Raw genomic sequence first — 19712 nt, 5'->3', positions numbered from 1 at the left:
GATGCTGCCCATCCGGTTTCCCTGCACCGCTGTTTTGCCACTGGATGCGGCGTTCCGCCGCTACCTGCTGCTGGACGGTGCGCAATGCGCGCGGCCCCAGGCCGTGCTGAAGCGCTTGCCGTATGCGGCGTCACGGCTGTTCGATGGCCTGCTGGCCGACGGCAGTGCCGATACCTCGGTGTATCTGGTTCCGCTGCCGGAGGCGCTGGACCTGCAGGAGACGCTGCCGCGCCTGCAGGAGGACGTGCAGTCGCTTGGCGCGCTGACGCTGCTGGAATCGCCGTTGGAGAGCGCGGAGCTGGCGCAGCGGCTCGCGCGCCGTCTGGATGCGCGGTATCCAAACGGCAAGGAATTCATCGCACGCTTCTACGATGGCCGGGTGCTGCCGTGGTGGGTGCAGGCGCTGGATGATGCGCAGCGTCGCGATTTTCTCGCCGTGGGCGAGCGTTGGCATTACGTGACGCACGATCACCAGTGGGACACCCTGGAACTGCACTGCCCGGTACGCGACCCGCATGCCCTGCCGTGGACGCTGGAGGCACCGCAGCGCCACGCGTTGATCGACGCTGCGTACCCCTACACGCTGATCGAGCACTTCCAGCTCACCGACCCGGAGTTGCTGGACCGGCTGCCGTCGGCGAACTGGTACGCGTTCCTGCGCAACGCGGTAGCCGTGGCGGCCGCATACGGTATCGAAGACAGCCGTCGGGTGGTGATGGTCTGCACCTGGTCGCTGCTGGTCGGCGATGACCTGGGCGAGGACCCGGAGTGGCAGGCGCGGCTGCGCGACTTCGCGGACGGGCGGCGCAGCGCCAAGGAGATCGGCGACGCGGTGTGGCCGATGGAGGAGAGCTGGTGATGGCACCGGGCATCATTCAACCGTCAACCGGGCGCGCGCATCGCGCCGCCCACTGCGTCGCGGAGTCGTCATGCTGAGCAACAAACCCCTGCTGTGGATCGTCGTGGCCGTGATCGTACTGGCCGCAGCCAGCGCCGGCTGCGCGCGCGCGATGGCCAAACCCAAGCCGCGCTCGCCGTACCTGACGCTGTTCGCCTTCAACTACAGCGACCGCTACCTGCACGACGTGCGCGTGGACGGCAGGTGGATGGGCGGGGTATCGGCCTATACCAACGGCGGGTCGGTGATGGGGCCGCTGGCACCGAAGCACGACAAGCCGCTGTCGATCCGGGTCGAGTGGGAGCTGTCGGACCGCTACGACCTTGCGACCAATACCTACCAGACCGTGGGCCCACGCGAACCGCGTTCGGCGGTGGTGACGGTCCGGCAGCCGTACCCGCCGGACCCGCGCACGCTGCTGCTGCACTTCTACCAGGACGGCCATGTCGAGGCCGAACTGATCGACCGCTCGAAGGATTACTGGGATTCCCGCCGCGAGGTGCTGCCCAAGGGCCACATCGCCAATGACGGAGCAGCACGCCCATGACGGCCCAAGACCCTACCGCCATTCCCGGCCAGGTCGACCTGGAGCCCGGCTCGCCCGAGCCGGTGGCCGATGCCGACCCTACCGCACGCACCGCGCGGCTGGCACGCGGCACCCGGCCGATGACCGACGCCGAGCGGCAGCAGCGCCAGGCCGCGCAGAGCTGTTCGCTGCCCGAAAAGGAAGATGCGACCACCGGCTGCAGCCAGGCGCTGCACTTCACCGTCTACTTCGACGGCACCGGCAACAACCGCGACGCCGAGCTGGCCAAGGCCGAATCCGAGCGGGCGCTGTCGAACATCGCGCGGCTGTACAGTGCGCGCATCGACGGCCGTTCGAACGTGGTGTCGACCTACGTCGCCGGGGTGGGAACACCCTGCCCGGAAGTGGGCGATACCGGCGGCATGCTCGGCCTGGCGATCGGCAAGGGCGGGCGCGAGCGCATCGACTACGCGCTGGAAGAGCTGGACATGAAGATCCAGCAGCAGCCGCCCTCGATGCGCATTGTCATCCTCAACGTGGCCGTGTTCGGCTTCTCCCGCGGGGCGGCGCAGGCGCGGGGTTTCGTCCGCGATCTGGTCGCACTGTGCAAGCGACAGCCCGACGGCACCTGGCTGTACCGCGACAAGACCCCGATCCGCATCGGCTTCGTCGGCCTGTACGACACCGTGGTGTCGGTATGGCCGTCGCTGGCGCACGCGGCGGTCAATGCGGGCAACGGCCACAATGGCTGGGGCGAGGGCATGCGCATTCCGCAGATGGTGGTCCAGTCGGTGCACATGACCGCCGCGCACGAGCTGCGCGGCCAGTTTCCGCTGGACTCCACCCGCGACGATGCCCGCTATCCCGACAACACCCAGGAGATCTGGTACCCGGGCGTCCACTCGGACGTGGGCGGTGGCTACGATCCGCAGCACCAGGGCCGGCAGAACAGCATTGCCCGCTTCGCGCTCAACGAGATGTACGACATCGCGCTGGCCGGTGGCGTGCTGCTGAACCCGGTGACCCGCCTGCCGTCGCCGGTGCGGACCGAATTCGACAAGACCGATCCGGAGCTGCAGGCGGCCTACAACGCCTACCTGCAGGCGGTGCGGATCAAGCGCGGGCGCATGGAAGACGTGCAGGCCGCGCACATGGAGCTGCTGCATCGCTGGCTGAAGGTGCGTGTCGCCCGGGGCGACAAGCTCCCCTCGATGCAGCGCCTGGCGCAGCGGCAGCAGCAGCTTGAAGACGAGGTCAAGACGTTGCGGCGGGAGAAGATGCGGCTGCGCGATCCGTATGGGAACGATTACGCCGCCTCGAGCATGACCAGCGAGGAGATCGCCGAGTGGAACCGGGCCTCCGATGCACTGAGCGCGCGCAGCGACGCGCTGGGCGAGGTCAAGAAGCAGCGCAAGGGACTGGCCAGTGAGACCGATACGCTGGTCGGCAAGATGGTGGCGCTACGCCGCAAGCGCGAGCGCGGCAAAACGCTGACCCTGGCCGAACGCACCATGCTGGATGCGTGGGACAACAAGACCCTCCTGCCGGAGGCAGTGGAGACGTTCTTCGATGGCTACGGCCACGATTCGATCTCGCACTGGTTCATCGGCAACCTGGCGCAGTGGCGGGTGCTGTACTTCGGCGACACCAAGTACAAACCCGGCGAGGTGGTGGAAGGCGCGACCGCGCCGCAGGAACAGACCGAGCCGGCGTGACCGCCGGCCGGCGCGGTCAGTCGCTGTGGCCGCGATGCACCGCCTCGATGCGGTGGCCGTCGGGATCGATCAGGAAGGCCGCGTAGTAGGTATCGCCATAGTCCGGCCGTAGTCCGGGGCCGCCGTTGTCGGTGCCGCCGGCCGCCATCCCCGCCGCGTGGAAAGCCTGCACCGCCTGCTGGGACGGCGCCGCGAATGCGAGATGGAAACCATCGCCGGGCGGCGCCGCGTCGGGCGTCAGGTTGAGCAGCAGTTGGTCCTGATCATCGACCAGACCGTAGCCGATGGATTCCGGGCCATCGAACACGCGACGATAGCCGAGCGCGCCCAGCGTGCCGTCGTAGAAGCGGCCTGCGCGCGGCAGATCACGCACGCCGAGGGAAAGGTGATGCAGCATGCGGCCGGCTCCAGGTAGGGGGTGTAGAGCATACCGCGCCGCACCTCCCGGCCTTCCGTGAGCGTCCTGAAAAATGCCATTGCGGGCCCTGCCAGCGGCGTGTGACTATGCGCGCACGCAGGGACAGGGGATGTCATGGGAAGCGAGAAAACGGACGTCGACGAAGGCCGCCGTCAGGCCGGCACCTGGATGCCCGTTGGCAGTGCCCAGGTGCGTCGCGACGGCCTGCGGGCCGGCGCGATGGAGCAGCAACTGCGCGCTGCGGCACCCCCCTGTTCAACCCTGCACGTTCATCCAGACGACCGCTCGCCGTGCAGCGCGACGTTGGCCGTCGCATCGATGCACTGACCCCCCTCCTGACCCACCCACGCTCCACCACCAAGGACTGACCATGTCGTACACGGCCGTACAGATGCAGACGTTGCTTTCCGGTCTTTCACGCCAGCTGGCGGCCCTGTACGGGCGCGAGCTGAAGCAGGCCGGGCTGGAGATCGCGGTGCTGAGCGACGACACCCCGGATGAGGAGGTGGCCCGGCGCATCAACGTGGCCTATGCGCGCGCCAGCGAGCAGGCGATGGAGCTGGTGCGGATGTTCGGGCGCACGCCCGAGCTGGCCGGCGACGCCACCTGGCTGACGCTGCAGCAGCGCTACCTGAGCGGGTTCGAGAACATCGTATCCAAGCTTCACGACGCGCAGCGCCTGGATACCGAGAAGCTGGAAACCGTGCTGGGCATGATGTCCCAGGTGACCGCTGTTCCCATGCCGGGCCCGGGCGGCAAGATCGGCAAGGTCGTGGGCATCAGCGAGGATGGCGTGGACCTCGTCAATCTGCTGGTGGCCGCCCGAACGGGCGACTACAGCACCGTTGCCACCCGGCTGACGATGTTCGTGGTGGGGGGCATGATCGAGGCCACGCTGGAGCGCTTCCCGTTCGCAGGCCCGGTGCTGGCCGCGTCCGGTCTGGTCGGCGTGGTTGAGGATGCGCTGGAGGGGCAGGTGGCCGACTCCTTCCAGACGCTCCTTGCCAATGAGGAAGCACGGTTCGTGGTCGAGCGCTCGTACGCGCTGTATGGCCAGGGCTTCCAGCAGTTCGAGGGCATCGACTACGCCGCGTTGATGGGCACCTCCGGCGCCGACAGCGTCTATGGCCTCGACGGCAAGCAGAACATCATCGGCGGCGGTGCGGGCAACGACCGCATCGAAGGCGCCGGCGGCGGCGACGTGCTGGGCGGCGGGTCCGGCAACGACCGCCTCTACGGGGGCGGCGGCAACGACCAGCTCGAAGGCGGCGACGACGACGATGTGCTGGAGGGCGGGCTCGGCAACGACCGGCTCGAAGGGGGCGCGGGCCGCGACTATTACGACTTCACCGATGCCGATTTCGCCGGCGGCCCCAGCCAGGACGTCATCATCGACAGCGATGGCGATGGCGCGATCCGCTTCAACGGCACCGTCATCGGCAGCGACCTGGGCGATGGCGTGGTCAGCCGGGTCAGCGCGCAGGGCTTCTACTGGCAGACCGCCGACAAGACCTTCAACATCCTGATCAGCGACCCCAACGAAGACGGCACGCGCACGCTGATCATCGTGCATCGCGCGACCAACAGCCGCATCCGCGTCGACAACTGGTCCGACGGCCACCTCGGTATCACGCTGCCCACCTACAATCAGCCCGGGACGCCGGAAAACCCGATTCCGCAGACCAACGGCGATGATCTTGTCGGTCGTGACGGCGACACGGACACCGTCCCCAGCGGACATGACATCATCCACGGGCTGGAAGGCAACGACGGCATCGACGGCGGCTACGGCAACGATCGTATCGATGGCGGCGGCGGCGACGACCTCCTGCTCGGCGGGCCGGGCGACAACGTCATGTCCGGGGGCACCGGCAACGACATCATCGTCAACGGTGCCATGGTGATGAACTGGCGGCGCTGGGAAGAGATGACGCCGCACCTGGACACGCGCATGTATGAGGAGCTCGCCAAGCGCGGCGATCTTCACTCGCACGGCAACGCGTGGATCGCGTACTACGCCAACGGCCAGGCCGTGGACCTGGACGATACGTTCGCCCGGTTGATCAACCTGGAGGTTGAAGCGTGGGGGCGCAACAATGCGCCCATCTGGCGCCACCTGGACGCCAATCAGTACCGGAACGGCAACGACACCATCGATGCCGGATCCGGCGCGGATACGGTCTATGCCGGGGAGGGCGACGACATCATCGACGGCGGCACGGGCAACGATCTGCTGATCGGCGGGCACGACGCGGACGTGATCAATGGGGACGACGGCGATGACCGCATCTACGGCGATGTCATCACGGGAGGCCGGACCAGCCTGTTCCAGGAGCTGAGCACCGGTGTATCGAACCTGGCCAACAATGCCGGCGCGGACATTCTGGACGGTGGCGCCGGCAACGACATGATCTTTGGCCAAGGGGGATCGGACATCCTGCGCGGCGGCGATGGCGACGACGAGCTGTGGGGCGATCGGCTGAATGCCCCGGTGGGCGATCCGCTTTACTCGCCTGGCCCGGCCGGTAACGACCATCTCGACGGCGGCGCCGGCAACGACTGGCTGCTTGGCAATGCCGGCGATGACACGCTGTTCGGCGGCAGTGGCAACGACTTCCTGCACGGCGATGACCACATCACGCCGGAAGCGGAGCACGGCAACGACGTGCTCGATGGGGGTGACGGCAACGACTACCTGTACGCGTGGGGCGGCAACGACGTGCTGGACGGTGGCGCTGGCAAGGACCTTCTCATGGGGGGCAGCGGTGATGACCGCCTGACCGGCGGCACGGGCGACGACGAACTGCAGGGCGGCACCGGTGACGACCGCCTGGAGGGGGGCGAAGGCGATGACATCCTGTTCGGCGAGGACGGCAACGACATTCTGTCCGGTGGCGACGGCGTCGACCAGTTCGTCGGTGGCGCAGGCAACGACATCCTCAATGGCGGCGCCGGCAATGACCACCTGTGGGCCGATGACGGCAACGACGTCGTCAACGGTGGCGACGGCGACGACCGGCTGTTCGGTGGCGCAGGCAACGATACCCTCTCCGGCGGCGCGGGTTGGGACAGCCTCGAAGGTGGTGCGGGCGACGACCATCTCGATGGCGGCGGCGCGGGCGACGAGCTGTTCGGCGGTGCCGGCAATGACGTGCTGTCCGGCGGTGCGGGCGATGACCGCCTGTACGGCGATGGCGAGGACGGTGCCGGCAATGACGTGCTCTACGGTGGCGAAGGCTGGGACACCCTGGACGGCGGCGCCGGCCATGACACCCTGCACGGCGATGCAGGCAACGACGTCCTGGAAGGCGGTGCGGGCCACGACACCCTGCACGGCGACGCCGGCAATGATGACCTGCTGGGCGGCGCCGGCAACGATGTGCTCGATGGCGGCGCGGGCAACGACCTGCTCAAGGGCGGCGAGGGGCAGGACACCTACGTGTTCGGCCTCGACAGCGGGCACGATGCCATCGAGGATGGCGACGCCGACAGCATCATCCGCCTCGCGGAGGACATCGTTCCGGCCTACGTGGTGGTACGGCGCAACGGCAACGATGCATACCTGACGATGGTCGGCAATCCGAACTGGTCGCTCACCCTGCGCGAGTACCTGTCGGCGCCACTGGGCGGTGCGCCGTCGATCCGCTTCTTCGACGGCAGCGTGCTGACCCACGCACAGATCCGGGCCACGTTGATCCAGCCGACCTCGGGCGGCGACTACATCGACGGCTATGAGACCGACGACCACATCGACGGTGGCGAGGGCAACGACGTCATTGCCGGTGGGCAGGGCAACGATCTGCTCGAGGGCGGCGAGGGCGATGATGGGTTGTTGGGGGGTGAGGGCGACGATGTGCTGATTGGCGGCGCCGGCAATGATTCCCTGAACGGAAACGAAGGCAACAACGAGCTCTATGGTGGCGACGGAAACGACCTCCTGGAGAACCGCGCGGGCAACTCGCTGATGGACGGCGGCGCCGGCAGTGACACCCTCAGTGGTCACGATGGCGACGAGATCTACGTGTTCAAGCGCGGCAACGAGGCCGATCGGTTGATCTATTCCACCACCGGTGGCGTCGACACGCTGCGGCTCGGGCCGGATATCGCGCTGTCCGACCTGGAGTTCACGCTGACCGAGAACATGTTCTCCGGCGTCTCGCTGGACATCCGCATCAAGGGCACCGACGACGTCTTCAGCATCTACACGGCGCTGTACCTGGGTGACGCTGCCGAAAGCTCCGGCGATATCGACCGGGTCGAGTTCGCCGATGGGACGGTGATGACCGCGGCGGACTTCTACAGCCACGTGCTCGCCACGGCGCGTTATGCCGGCGAAGAAACCCAGCTCCGCTTGGGTACCGGCGCCGGCGATACGATCACCGGTGACAGCAGCGATGAGGTGATCTATGCGATGGGCGGCAATGACGTCGTCGACGGCGGCGAAGGCAGCGACAACATCCGGGGCGGGACCGGCGATGATCACCTGACGGGCGGGGCCGGCGATGATTTCCTCCGCGGTGCGGAGGGTGCCGACGTCCTGCACGGCGGCACGGGCAACGACACCCTGGTGGGCGGCTACGGCGACGATACGTTCTACTACAACGCGGGCGACGGCCAAGACGCCATCCTTGACAGCTCCCCCATAAACTCGTCGGACGAAATGGGTGGCGACGGCTTCGATCGCCTGTACCTGGGCGCCGGGCTGAACAGTGCCGACGTCGTGGTGACGCGGTCCGGGACCAGGGGCCTCACGGTGCACTTCACCGGCCGCCCGGACGACCGCATCGTTCTTGAGAACCAGCTCTGGGGCGACAGCGACAGCGTTTCCCCGGATGCCATCGAGGAGTTCGTGTTCGCCGACGGTACCGTGTGGACGACCGCGGATCTACTGACGCGGATCGATGCGGCGCCGGTCGTGGCACGCACGCTGGTGCCTGTGCTGGCGCCTTCGGGCAGTGCTTTCAGCTACACGATTCCGGCCGACCTGTTCAGCGACAACGGTCCGCTCAGCTGGGCAGTCAGCAACTATCCAGAGTGGCTGCAGTACGACCCGCAGACGCGGACGCTCAGTGGACAGGTGCCCGCAGACTGGTCATCGAGCTACGGGATCTCGATCTCTGCAACGGATGGTTACGGCCAGCAGACCTACACCGGCCTCACCATCGTTGGCGGGATACCCATCGAAGGCACCGCCTCCAGCGATACCCTGACCGGCACTGCGTACAACGATGTGCTGGTGGGCCATGCGGGGGATGATCGTCTCGATGGACGTGCTGGTGCCGACTACATGTTCGGTGGCACAGGCAATGATGGCTACACGGTCGACAGCTTCTATGACACGGTCGTTGAAGCGGCCGGGGAGGGCGTCGACAGCATCTCGTCCAGCATCACCTGGACGCTGGGCGAGAACGTGGAGAACCTGGTGCTGTCAGGCACCCGCGAGATCAACGGCACCGGCAACGCACTGGGGAATGTGATCACCGGCAATTCGGCGGCCAACATGCTCACGGGCAAGGGCGGCGCGGACCGGCTGGAAGGCGGCGCCGGCGATGATCGCCTGTTCGGCGACGACGGCGACGACTACCTGGAGGGTGGTGCGGGCCGGGACCGCATGGTCGGCGGCACTGGCAACGACACGTACAGCGTCGACTCGGCCTTCGATGTCGTCTACGAGGAGGCGGGGCAGGGGATCGACCTGGTAAGCACGAGCCTGGGCACCTACACGTTGGGGGACCACATCGAGAACCTGACGTTCTGGCTGTCCGGATACACCACCGGCCACGGCAACGCACTGGACAACGTGCTCACCGGCAGCAACGGCGTCAGCACGTTGTATGGGTACGACGGCGATGACACGCTTGATGGCGGCCTCGGTGAGGATCACCTGGTTGGCGGCCGCGGCGACGATACCTACGTTGTCGATCAGGCAGACGATACGGTTGTCGAACTGGCCGGCGAAGGGATCGACACGGTCAGGGCATCGACCCACTACACCCTGTCCAGTGACGTGGAGAATCTGACCCTGTTGGGTTCGTCCGCGCTCACCGGCACCGGCAATGCCGGCCACAACGTGCTGACCGGCAACAGCGGCAGCAATACGCTCACCGGCCTGGCCGGCAACGACACGCTCGACGGTGGGGCCGGCGCGGATACGCTGGTGGGCGGTACCGGCAGCGACCTCTACCTCGTGCGCACCGGCTATGGCACCGATACGGTCGTGGAAACCGCGAGCGATGCCGGGGACCACGATATCGCCCGGTTTGCCACGGCGGTGTACGACGACCTGTGGTTCACGCGCGCGGCCGGCTCGAATGATCTGAAGATCACCGTCCTCGGCAGCCAGGACGTGCTGGTGATCAAGGACTGGTACCTGGGCGACGCATCCCGGGTCGAATCGGTGGAGGCCGGCGGCATGCGCCTGGCGGCTGCCGACGTGCAGACCCTGGTGATGGCGATGGCGCAGTCGGGCAAGACCGGCACCGCCAGGCTCACCGCCGCCGAGCGTGCGGCGCTGCAGCCCGCCTTCGCCGCCACCTGGCAGTCGCAGGCCAGCGGTGTGGCCGGCCAGGCCGACGGCGGTTCAGCCGCGAGCGGCAGCCAGGAACTGAACGCGCTGATCGCGGCCATGAGTACCTTTGCCGATGGCAGCAGCACCTTCGACACCACCCCCGACGATGCCCTGCGATCGGGCACGTGGGCGTATGCCGATGGCGGCAAGGGGGCGTGGCTGCAGCCGTACAACGACGTGATGGCGGTCCGCGTCGCGTAGGCGAGGGCAGGCTGTCCCGCCGGGAGGAAACCTGGCGGGACCGGGCCAGTGTCATATCCGCCGGCTACAATGGCACCGCGGCCCCGGCGATCCTGTCGGGGCCGTTTCCGTCTGCTGCATGAGTGCCGTGCCGATGTTGCTGCGTTCGATCCTGTGCGTGCTGCCCCTGCTGCTGGTGGGCTGCGCGGCATCTCTGCCGGCCCGGCCGGCGCCCAACCCGGATGCGTTGTGGGGCATCGTGCAGCGCGACTGCCTGGGCGCGGCACCGCGTGCGTCGTGTCTGGCGGTGGCAGCGTCGCCGCAGCGCCGCGACGTGCTGCTCAAGGATGCGCACGGCGACTACCAGTTCCTGCTGCTGCCGCTGGACCGTGTCAGCGGCATCGAAAGCCCCGCGCTGCTGGGCAGCGGGGCGCCCAACTATTTCGCGGCCGCCTGGCAGGCGCGCACGCATACCGAGCAGGCGCTGGGACGCCCGCTGCCGCGCGAGGTTGCCAGCCTTGCCCTGAACTCGCCCCACGGACGTTCCCAGCATCAGTTGCACATCCACGTCGATTGCCTGCGCGCGGACGTGCTGGCGGCCCTGCAGGCCTGGCGCGGCGCGATCGGCACGCAGTGGGCGCCGTTGCCGGGGCCACTGCGGGGGCATGTCTACCAGGCGCGCCGCCTGCCCGGCGAGCTGCTGACCGCCAATCCGGTGCGGCTGCTGGCCGATGGCCTGGCCGCGCCCGGTGCGCTGGGCGAGTGGTCGTTGCTGGTGGCCGGCGAGCGCGCGCCGGACGGCACGCCGGGATTCGTGATGCTGGCCACGCAGATGGATCCGGCCAGCGGCAACCAGGCCAGTGCGGAAGAACTGCAGGACCATGCCTGCGCCGTGCTGACCGGTGCCGCTGACGCGCTGGAGCGCGAACGTTGACCCGCCGTGCGCCGGCGCGCGACCATCGAGGCGTGGCAGCGACGCCCATCATCGGCGCAGCTTCCCCTGCGCGCGCACGGACTGAAGAGAGGAAGGACCCACCATGAACACTGCATCCACACGCCTGCTGCCGGCGCCGCGCGTCCTGTGCGCCGCCCTGTTGCTGGCCGCGCCCTGGGGCGCGATGGCGGCGGACGCGCGCGACGCCGCCGGCAACCGCTGGGAAGCGTTGATCGAGCAGCCTGGCACTGCGCCACCGACGACGCCGGAGAGCGGCGACCCCGACATCGCCCAGCCGGTCTCGCCGCTGTTCTGCACCGGCGATCGTGCGTGGTGCGTGCGCCTGATCGCCAGCCGCAACACCCCCCAGCCCTCGTTGCAGGTGCAGGAATTCGTGCCGGGCGAAGACGGGCCGCGTGATCGGCATGTGGGCTACACCGGCCCCGAACGCGACGGCCAGTTCCAGGTCTGGCCGTACATTCGCCTCGCGCCCGGCCTGGGTGCCCCCAGCGTACCCACCGATCCGGTGCAGGCCGCGTTCGAGAACGTGGTGGTGGGCGTGGTGGTGGAGCAGAGCACCGGGTACGCCGGCGGGGGCGCGTCCAACGGCACGCTGCTGCTGGAAACCATCTACCACACCGACGAGGGCGTGGAGAGCAGCAGCGTGTTGTCGCTCCCGGTGGCGGGACAGGCCAGCATCCGCGCCTGCTTCAGCGAGCAGGACACCGCCCTGCGCAAGGGGGCCTGCCACGATGAATACACCTTCAGCGCGGCACTGTCGCTGCTGCCGCAGGGCAGGGACATGCCGCTGCTGCGCTATGCCAGCACCGCGACCCGTTTCCCGGCGTTCGTCTCGCGCAACCGCGATTCGCTGGCCAAGGGGGCGCTCACCGACCGCGACCTGCGCACCGCGCGTGACCCGGCCTGCAGCGTCGAGCGGACGCTGCGCTACGTTTCCGGCCGCTACGTGGCCGAACCGGCCCTGCCGGACTGCAGCGAATTCACCGGTCTGTAGGCGGAAATCGTCGCAAAGCCACGCTATAGTGGCCGATCAATGCGGTGCCCGCTTTCGCGCCCGGGCCGACTGGCGCGTCGTCAACGACTCATTCCATGACTGCTGAAACGAATACCCCGGCCGCTGCGGCCGAGCGGACCGGTCCGCTGTTCTACCGCCAGACCGTGCCGCTGAGCGCCGAAGCGCATGCCAACTGGCGCCTGCGCACCGAATCGGCGAGCTTCGCCGCCGACACCAACTCGCTGCCGGTGGTGGTGGGTGAGTTCGGCTCGATCGCCCAGTTCTACCCGATCCTGTTCACCGGCAAGGAAGCAGTGCCGCTGGCAGCCGTGGGCCTGGCCAAGGACAACCTGTTCGTGGCCGATGGCTACTGGGCCCCCGATCACTACGTACCGGCCTACGTGCGCCGCTACCCGTTCGTGTTCATCCAGACCGAGGACCCGCAGAACTTCGTGCTGGGCGTGGATGCCGGTGCCGACGTGGTCAACCAGGGCGATTCCGAGGAAGGCCAGCCGCTGTTCGAGAATGGCGAGCCGACCGAACTGGTCAACGCAGCGATGCGCTTCTGCGGCGACTTCACCCGCGAGCACGAGCTGACCCGTCAGTTCAGCACGGCGCTGATCGAGCAGGGCCTGCTGGTGGACCGCAGCATCGATGTGACCCTGTCCAACGGTGCGCAGATGTCCATCAACGGCTTCCGCGTCGTGGACGTGGAGAAGTTCTCCAAGCTGCCCGACGAGCTGGTCGTGGCCTGGCACCGCAACGGCTGGCTGGCGCTGGTGCACCACCACCTGAGCTCGCTGGCGCGCTTCAACGCGCTGGTGCAGCGCCAGAGCGCACTGCCGCTGCCCGACGCCGCCTGATCGGCGCAGCGCAGCACCCGAACGGCGGCCCAAGGGCCGCCGTTCGCATTTCAGTGCGCCGCGTCAGTCGCGGGTGCTGACTTCCCAGGTGGCATGCAGCACGCCCGGTTCGCGCTGCAGGCGCGCCACCACGGCATCGAGTTCGTCGGCGGCCACCGCGGTGCTGACCAGGATCGCCACGATGTCCACCGGCGCGTCGCTGTGTTCGACCACCTGCACATCGCCCACCGGGTACTGCGCCGCTTCCAGCAGCTCCACCAGGCGCTCGCGTACCTGCGGCGTGGCGGCCGGCTCCGCGCTCAGGCGCACCTCGTAGGTGGCCTCGGAGGCCGCCTCGTTGATCGGGATGCGGTTGATCGCGTTCACCAGCGGGCGCAGCAGGGTATTGCCGGCGATGACCAGCACCGTCAGCAGCACGCCCTCGGCAAGCATGTCCGCGCCGGTGCAGCAGCCCACCGCTGCCGAACACCACAACGTGGCCGCGGTGTTCAACCCACGCACGTTCATGCCTTCCTTCATGATCACGCCCGCGCCGAGGAAGCCGACGCCGGACACCACGTAGGAGATCACCCGGACCGCTTCGGTGGACCCGGCGATGCGCATCCCCAGGTCAACGAAGGCGGCTGCGCCGACGGCCACCAGCACATTGGTGCGCAGCCCGGCGGTGCGCTGGCGGTACTGGCGCTCGGCGCCGATCAGGGTGCCCAGGACGAACGCGGCCACCAGGCTGACCACGGTGTCCAGGAACGGGTAGAGCGTGAACGTCTCGATGAAGCGCATCGGCTCAGTGCCCGCGCTGCAGCAGAGAGGGCAGCAGCACGTTCAGCGGGGTGGCGAGGGCGGTCATGGCGTGCTCCACAAGGCGATGGCGCGGAGTGTAGCCGCTTGGGGCGACCGCGCGGCGCGCTTAGTCGGAAACCCGATATGCATATCCCGGTCGGTCATTTCACCCGCAGGCCCCCATTCAGCAGACTGGCGCCCCTTCCTGGCGCGCAGGCCTGTACGTCGCGCGCGCCGACGCTCCGTTTCCCCACCCTGGAACCTGCATGTCTCTGCTCCACCGCTCGTTGCGTCCGCATCCCCTGGTCCTGTCGTTGTTGCCCCTGCTGGGACTGGCGCCCCTCGCCGCCGCCGCCCAGGACGCCGCACCCACCCAGCTCGACGCCGTCAAAGTCACGGGTTCGCGCATCCCCCGGGCCACTGTTGAAGGGCCCTCGCCGGTGACGGTGATCACCCAGGAGCAGATCGAGGCGCAGGGCTACCGCAGCGCCTTCGAGGCCCTGAGCGCGCTGACCGAGAACACCGGCAACGTGCAGGGCGAAGACTTCGGCAACACGTTCACGCCCGCCGCCAACACCATCAACCTGCGCGGCCTCGGCCCCAACCGCACGCTGGTGCTGGTCAACGGGCGCCGCCAGTCGGACTATCCGCTGGCGTACGAGGGCTCGGTGAATGTGGTCAACCTGGCCAACATCCCGAGCGCCCTGATCGACCGTATCGAGATCCTCGCCGGTGGCGCCTCGGCGGTGTACGGTTCGGACGCCATCGCCGGGGTGGTCAACATCATCCTCAAGCGTCACTACGACGGCGTGGGCATCAACGTGCGTGCCGGCACCACCGAGCAGGGCGGCGGCGACAACCAGCGCGTGCAGGCCGTGGGCGGCGGGTCGGGCGATCAGTGGGATGCGATCTTCGGCCTGGAGCTGGGCAACCGCAAGGCGATCTACGGGTCGCAGCGTGACTTCATGGATTCGCTCACCGACGATCCGCGTGGCATCGCGCCGCTGCCGACCGCGGTGGCCTATCGCCGCAATGCGGGCACCGGCAACTACATCGATCCGGGCCTGGAGGGCTGCGATGCCACTGCGGGCCTCTACGGCGGCAGCGTGTTCCGTGCGCAGAATCCACGCCAGGGCGCCTATTGCGGCAGCAACGAGGCCGCAGCGACGTTCTGGACCGTGCAGACCGAGAAGCGCAACATCGACGCCTACAGCGCGTTGACCTGGCGCCTCAACGACCGCCAGGAACTGTTCGCCGACGCGGCCATCGGCACCGCGCGCATCTACAACAACACCCGCGCGCCGACCTGGACCTCTTCGCGCAACTACTTCTACAACCAGAACAGCGGTCAGCTGGAGACCTGGTACCGCCGTTTCGCGCCAGAAGAGATTGGTGGCGTGCAGGCCAATGCCAACCGGTTCCTGGAGCAGTCGTGGTCGTTCAACGTCGGTGCCCGCGGCAGCCTGGGCAGCTCGGACTGGGACTACGAAGCGGCCTACAGCCGTTCGCGCTACGAGAACCGCACGCGCCGACCGGCCCTGCTGGCCGGGATCAACGACTATCTGCTCGGGCCGAAGCTGGGCACGCGCAATGGCGTGGACGTGTATGCGCCGGACCCGACGCGTCTGTACCAGCCGCTGACGCCCACCGAGTACGGTGACCTGTCGGACACCTACGAAAGCCGCAACGCGGCCTGGCTGCAGACGGCCAGCGTCAGCGTCAACGGCGAACTGTTCACGCTGCCCGGCGGCCGCGCCGCGCTGGCGGCCGTGGTGGAAGCGGGCAGCCAGGGCTACCGCAACCGTCCCGATCCGCGCCTGGGCACCGGCGAATTCTGGAACACCAGCGCCGGTATCCCGGCGGGCGGCGAGCGCGACCGTTACGCGGCCGGCGTGGAACTGCAGTTGCCGCTGCTGGAGCGCCTGACCGCCACCGTGGCCGGCCGCTACGACCAGTACCGCGCCGCCGGCGACCACATCGGCAAGGCCACCTGGAGTGCGGGCCTGGAGTTCCGTCCGGTGGATTCGCTCCTGCTGCGCGCCAGTGCGGCCAGCAGCTTCCGCGCGCCGGACATGAACTACGTGTTCGCCACCGAGACGCGCGGCTACAACCCCGGCATGACCGACTACTGGCGTTGCCGTACTGCCGGCCAGGCCTACGACGACTGCGACTACAGCGGGCTGGCGATCGACTACACCAGTGGCGCCAACCCGCAACTGCAGCCGGAAACCGCACGGTCCTATGGGCTGGGCGCGGTGTGGTCGCCGTCGGCCAACCTCGATGTCACGGTCGACTACTACGACATCCGTATCGAAGACGAAGTCACCAACCTCGATTCGACCCGCATCCTCAAGGACGAAGCGGATTGCCGGTTGGGCCAGACCGTTGGCGGCGACGCCCGCGACATCCGCTCGGCACAATGCCAGGACGCGCTGCGCCGGGTGATCCGCAACCCGGCCGATGCCGCGGTGCAGCCCAACCAGGTGGTTCGCGTGCTGATCAATCCGATCAACGCGGCGTCGGAGTCGGTGCGTGGCGTGGACCTCAAGGCGAACCTGCGCTGGGATGCCGGCCGTTACGGGCGCTTCTCCAGCCGGCTGGCGTACTCGCTGGTGATCGACCACGACTACCGGCAGTTCGATGGTGATGACATCCAGGACCAGCGCAATTCGCTGGATTCCTACCAGTGGCGCAGCCGCATCAACGGCAGCGTGACCTGGGCCATCAACGACTGGACCGCCACCCTGTACGGGATGCGCTACGGCTCGCTGCCGAAGACCGACGGCAGCGGCCGCATCGCGCCGTACATGACCTACAACGCCAGCCTGTACCGCAAGCTCAACGACAACGCCACGCTGGGCCTGATCGTCAACAACCTGCGCGACAGCCGCCCGCCGGCGGACCGCAACGGGGGTGGCTGGCCGTTCTATCCGGTGGGCAACTACGATCCTTACGGCCGTCAGCTGTGGCTGGAGTTCGACTACCGGTTCCTGTGATGCAGCCCACCGCGTGACACCTGAAGGCCCGGCACTGCCGGGCCTTTTTGTGCGCGCTGCAACGTAGGTGAACATCCCGGCGCTGCACGGTTGCGACGCACGTCGGTACCTGTGCCAGCCCCTTCGTCGATGCTGCCGGCACGATGAAGCGGGGGAGCAGGTGGCGAATGAACAGGATGATCCGGGGCGTACTCGTGTGGCTGGCGTGCATGCCTGCGCATGCCCAGGCGGTGTACAAATGCGTGTCCGGCGAGCAGGTGCGCTATCAGTCGGCGGCCTGTACCGATTCTCGCACCGAGCGTAGCTGGCATGCGGTGGAGGGCCGCCCGCCGCAGTACTACGCGGCGTATGTGGAGGCGTTGCGACGGGAGCTGAAGCGGACCGCGGCCGAGCGTCGCGCCCGCAGCGGGCCGGCCGCCGCGCGGCGCGGTCGCGCAACGCCAGCGCCGGCCCTGCGCGGCCACCTGATCTCCGTGCATCGCGATCCGCAGGCCTGTGCCGCGGCCCGGCAGCGGCGTGAGGTGGCATACCGCGCGGTCGGCCTGAAGCGCGACTTCGCGCTGTCCCGGCGCATGGACGACCAGGTGTTCGAGGCGTGCCGGTGAACGGCGGTGCGCGGTCAGGCGCGGGCGCGTGCCTGTGGGCGCAGCGGCCGGCGGGCGAGCAGCAGCGGCCGCGCCAGCCAGCGCGCGAGCAGGTACTGCACCAGCAGCGACAGTGCGATCACCGCCGCGGCGGTCAGCAGGTTGAGCCACGGGCGCTCGGCGGTGGCGGCGACCAGGGCGACGAGCCCGGCCAACGGCGTCAGCAGGGCCAGCGCCGCGGTGCAGGCCAGCAGTGCCGCGGCGGCACTGCGCGAGGGCGGTACCGGTGCCAGCGTGCCGTCCAGCCCATCCCACACGCCCAGGCTGCCAACCACCGCAATGGCGATCAGCAGCATCGGCATGGCGACGCGGATCGGCAGCGGCACCTGCGCCGGTACATACGAGATCAGCGGAAGATCCATCAGGCTGACCTGCAGAAAGGTCCAGCCACTCCACATCGCCAGCAGGCAGGCGGGCCCGAACACGGCCACCACCCCGATGCGCGTGTCGATGCGGCCGGGTGCGCCACGGGGGCGGCCCACCTGCCGTGCAGCGAGCATGGCCGTGGCCAGAAGACCGGCCCAGCCGAGCAGCTCGCCGCCGTGCACCAGCACCGGGGCAAGCGGGCGCGACGACTGCAGCAGCTCGGAGATCGCCAGGCCGGCGGCGTGGCCGACGATGAGGGTGCCAACAAATGCGAGGCCCGCGCGCCAGCGGTGATGCAGCCCTGCAGTGCCGTAGTGCTGGGTGAGCAGGATGCCGATCAGCCAGGCCAGCAGCAGTGGTTCGGCGCCGCGCTCGACCAGATGCACCATCCGGCCTTCCCACCACTGGGGCGGCAACGCGGGGCGTTCGCCGAGCAGGGAGAGCAACAGCGGATAACCCTGCCACAGCGTGCCCGCCAGCAGAACGCCAAGCGTAAGCAGGGTCGCCTGCAGGGGCAGGCGCAGTTCGGGCACCACGGGCATCGTCGAATCCGTTCCCTTTGTTCGTCGATGTGCCATCGTGCCGCAGGCGCGGAGTCCTGCCAACCCCGCGCCTGCGTATTCACCCTGGCGAGACCGCGCTCACGCGTTGCGGTCGTAGGCGAACGGGGTGCCAGCCGTGGCTGCGGCTCCCGTCGCGCTGCCGCGCGCGTAACAACGGCGGCACGCGGGTCAGCACGCCGCCGGCCTGCTCGATGCGACCAGGGGCCGCCTGTTGGGGATGCCGCGATTGCAACGCGGGCGCTGGCGCGGCGTTCGAAGGCGTGGCCGTGTGCGTGACACGGCCACCGGGCTCAGTGCGGGCTGGCGGCCATGCGGCCGAAGCGCCCGTTGTTGAAGTCGCTCATCGCCTGGGCGATCTCGGCGTCGGTATTCATCACGAACGGGCCATAGCCGACGATCGGCTCGTCGATCGGCTCGCCACTGAGCAGCAGCACGGTGGCGTCGGTATCGGCGTGGATCGAGGCGTCGGTGCCGTCGCGATCGAGCATGACCAGCTGGGCTTCGTGGGCAACCTGGCGGCCGTTGACCGTCACGCTGCCCTTGAGGACCACCAGCGCCAGGGTGCGGCCGGCAGCGACGTCCAGGGAAGTCTGGTGACCCTGCTTCAGGCGCAGGTCCCAGACATCCATCGGCGTGAAGGTGCGGGCCGGACCGGCATGGCCGTTGAAGCTGCCGGCAATCACCCGGACGGTGCCGGCGCCGTCGGCCAGATCAACGCGCGGAATATCGCGGTCGAGCAGGGTCTGGTAGCCGGGCGTGGCCATCTTGTCGGCGGCCGGCAGGTTCACCCACAGCTGCACCATGTCCAGCGTGCCGCCGCTGCGGGCGAACGACGGGGCGTGATACTCCTCGTGCAGGATCCCGGCACCCGCGGTCATCCACTGCACGTCGCCGGCCCCGATGTGGCCGCCGGCACCGGTGGAATCGTGATGCTCCAGCTCGCCCTCATAGACGATGGTGACTGTTTCGAAGCCGCGATGCGGATGCTGCCCCACGCCGCGGCGCTGATCGGTGGGTTCGAACCGGTACGGTCCGGCGTAGTCCAGCAGCAGGAACGGGCTCAGGTGCTGGCCGTGGGTGGTGTAGGAAAACATCGAGCGGGCCGGGAAGCCGTCGCCCACCCAATGCGCGCGCGGGGCGCTGTACACGCCAAGAACCTTCTTCATGGGGTATCTCCATCCCGGGGCTGCCGGGTCGATTTCTGTTGGAGATCACGATATCCGTGGAACGATGGCGGCAGTAGAGG

General features: G+C 68.4%; 13 protein-coding genes. 9 read left to right on the top strand and 4 right to left on the bottom strand.

What is annotated here, in order from left to right; all coding sequences use genetic code 11:
• The first annotated feature begins 1 nt into the window (after window position 1).
• The 3 genes from ACLB90_RS00920 to ACLB90_RS00910 all read left to right on the top strand — a co-directional run bounded on the left by ACLB90_RS00920 (window position 2) and on the right by ACLB90_RS00910 (window position 3139).
• A complete protein-coding gene (locus tag ACLB90_RS00920; RefSeq protein WP_411851203.1) occupies window positions 2–859 on the top strand; it encodes a DUF4123 domain-containing protein in 858 nt (285 codons plus the stop codon).
• Between the two features lie 70 nt (window positions 860–929).
• On the top strand, window positions 930–1445 hold the full coding sequence (locus ACLB90_RS00915; protein ID WP_411851202.1) for a DUF3304 domain-containing protein: 516 nt from the start codon (window positions 930–932) through the stop codon (window positions 1443–1445).
• Complete coding sequence (locus tag ACLB90_RS00910) at window positions 1442–3139, top strand: T6SS phospholipase effector Tle1-like catalytic domain-containing protein (protein WP_411851201.1); 1698 nt, start codon at window positions 1442–1444, stop codon at window positions 3137–3139. The genes ACLB90_RS00915 and ACLB90_RS00910 overlap by 4 nt, the downstream gene beginning before the upstream one ends.
• A gap of 16 nt (window positions 3140–3155) precedes the next feature.
• On the opposite strand, the gene ACLB90_RS00905 is transcribed toward ACLB90_RS00910, so the two are convergent.
• Window positions 3156–3536: a VOC family protein gene (locus ACLB90_RS00905; protein ID WP_411851200.1), complete on the bottom strand. Its 381-nt coding sequence runs from the start codon at window positions 3534–3536 to the stop codon at window positions 3156–3158.
• Window positions 3537–3927: 391 nt separating this feature from the next.
• Here ACLB90_RS00905 and ACLB90_RS00900 point away from each other — a divergent pair, with 391 nt between their 5' ends.
• The 4 genes from ACLB90_RS00900 (at window position 3928) to ACLB90_RS00885 (ending at window position 13117) form a co-directional block, all read left to right on the top strand.
• The gene (locus tag ACLB90_RS00900) at window positions 3928–10326 is read left to right on the top strand and encodes a calcium-binding protein (protein WP_411851199.1); all 6399 of its coding nucleotides are present in this window, start codon (window positions 3928–3930) and stop codon (window positions 10324–10326) included.
• 118 nt (window positions 10327–10444) lie between these two features.
• A complete protein-coding gene (locus ACLB90_RS00895; RefSeq protein WP_411851198.1) occupies window positions 10445–11239 on the top strand; it encodes a CDP-diacylglycerol diphosphatase in 795 nt (264 codons plus the stop codon).
• A 103-nt stretch (window positions 11240–11342) separates the two neighbouring features.
• Window positions 11343–12254, top strand: coding sequence for a hypothetical protein (locus ACLB90_RS00890; RefSeq protein ID WP_411851197.1), 912 nt, complete (start codon window positions 11343–11345; stop codon window positions 12252–12254).
• Window positions 12255–12349: 95 nt separating this feature from the next.
• Window positions 12350–13117: a SapC family protein gene (locus ACLB90_RS00885; RefSeq protein WP_411851196.1), complete on the top strand. Its 768-nt coding sequence runs from the start codon at window positions 12350–12352 to the stop codon at window positions 13115–13117.
• A 63-nt stretch (window positions 13118–13180) separates the two neighbouring features.
• Here the strand turns inward: ACLB90_RS00885 and ACLB90_RS00880 are convergent, their stop codons facing one another.
• Window positions 13181–13897 carry an MgtC/SapB family protein gene (locus ACLB90_RS00880; RefSeq protein WP_411851195.1) on the bottom strand — a complete coding sequence of 239 codons (717 nt, stop codon included), beginning with the start codon at window positions 13895–13897 and terminating at the stop codon, window positions 13181–13183.
• A 266-nt stretch (window positions 13898–14163) separates the two neighbouring features.
• Here ACLB90_RS00880 and ACLB90_RS00875 point away from each other — a divergent pair, with 266 nt between their 5' ends.
• Window positions 14164–16893: a TonB-dependent receptor plug domain-containing protein gene (locus ACLB90_RS00875; protein WP_411851194.1), complete on the top strand. Its 2730-nt coding sequence runs from the start codon at window positions 14164–14166 to the stop codon at window positions 16891–16893.
• Between the two features lie 167 nt (window positions 16894–17060).
• The gene (locus ACLB90_RS00870) at window positions 17061–17498 is read left to right on the top strand and encodes a hypothetical protein (protein ID WP_411851193.1); all 438 of its coding nucleotides are present in this window, start codon (window positions 17061–17063) and stop codon (window positions 17496–17498) included.
• Between the two features lie 14 nt (window positions 17499–17512).
• Here the strand turns inward: ACLB90_RS00870 and ACLB90_RS00865 are convergent, their stop codons facing one another.
• Complete coding sequence (locus ACLB90_RS00865; RefSeq protein WP_411851192.1) at window positions 17513–18445, bottom strand: hypothetical protein; 933 nt, start codon at window positions 18443–18445, stop codon at window positions 17513–17515.
• A 311-nt stretch (window positions 18446–18756) separates the two neighbouring features.
• Window positions 18757–19632 carry a pirin family protein gene (locus ACLB90_RS00860; protein WP_411851191.1) on the bottom strand — a complete coding sequence of 292 codons (876 nt, stop codon included), beginning with the start codon at window positions 19630–19632 and terminating at the stop codon, window positions 18757–18759.
• Between the last annotated feature and the right edge of the window lie 80 nt (window positions 19633–19712).

Origin of the sequence: Stenotrophomonas sp. LGBM10 (genome assembly GCF_046736075.1) — a bacterium.
Lineage (GTDB): Bacteria > Pseudomonadota > Gammaproteobacteria > Xanthomonadales > Xanthomonadaceae > Stenotrophomonas.
This window is presented reverse-complemented; position numbering and strand designations above follow the sequence as displayed.

What these genes read in the sequence shown, in the direction of transcription:
- ACLB90_RS00915 (WP_411851202.1), top strand. Translation starts at nt 930, where the DNA reads ATGCTGAGCAACAAACCCCTGCTGTGGATCGTCGTGGCCGTGATCGTA.
- ACLB90_RS00860 (WP_411851191.1), bottom strand. Translation starts at nt 19,632, where the DNA reads ATGAAGAAGGTTCTTGGCGTGTACAGCGCCCCGCGCGCGCATTGGGTG.
- ACLB90_RS00905 (WP_411851200.1), bottom strand. Translation starts at nt 3,536, where the DNA reads ATGCTGCATCACCTTTCCCTCGGCGTGCGTGATCTGCCGCGCGCAGGC.
- ACLB90_RS00880 (WP_411851195.1), bottom strand. Translation starts at nt 13,897, where the DNA reads ATGCGCTTCATCGAGACGTTCACGCTCTACCCGTTCCTGGACACCGTG.
- ACLB90_RS00865 (WP_411851192.1), bottom strand. Translation starts at nt 18,445, where the DNA reads ATGCCCGTGGTGCCCGAACTGCGCCTGCCCCTGCAGGCGACCCTGCTT.
- ACLB90_RS00910 (WP_411851201.1), top strand. Translation starts at nt 1,442, where the DNA reads ATGACGGCCCAAGACCCTACCGCCATTCCCGGCCAGGTCGACCTGGAG.
- ACLB90_RS00890 (WP_411851197.1), top strand. Translation starts at nt 11,343, where the DNA reads ATGAACACTGCATCCACACGCCTGCTGCCGGCGCCGCGCGTCCTGTGC.
- ACLB90_RS00885 (WP_411851196.1), top strand. Translation starts at nt 12,350, where the DNA reads ATGACTGCTGAAACGAATACCCCGGCCGCTGCGGCCGAGCGGACCGGT.
- ACLB90_RS00900 (WP_411851199.1), top strand. Translation starts at nt 3,928, where the DNA reads ATGTCGTACACGGCCGTACAGATGCAGACGTTGCTTTCCGGTCTTTCA.
- ACLB90_RS00870 (WP_411851193.1), top strand. Translation starts at nt 17,061, where the DNA reads ATGAACAGGATGATCCGGGGCGTACTCGTGTGGCTGGCGTGCATGCCT.
- ACLB90_RS00875 (WP_411851194.1), top strand. Translation starts at nt 14,164, where the DNA reads ATGTCTCTGCTCCACCGCTCGTTGCGTCCGCATCCCCTGGTCCTGTCG.
- ACLB90_RS00920 (WP_411851203.1), top strand. Translation starts at nt 2, where the DNA reads ATGCTGCCCATCCGGTTTCCCTGCACCGCTGTTTTGCCACTGGATGCG.
- ACLB90_RS00895 (WP_411851198.1), top strand. Translation starts at nt 10,445, where the DNA reads ATGAGTGCCGTGCCGATGTTGCTGCGTTCGATCCTGTGCGTGCTGCCC.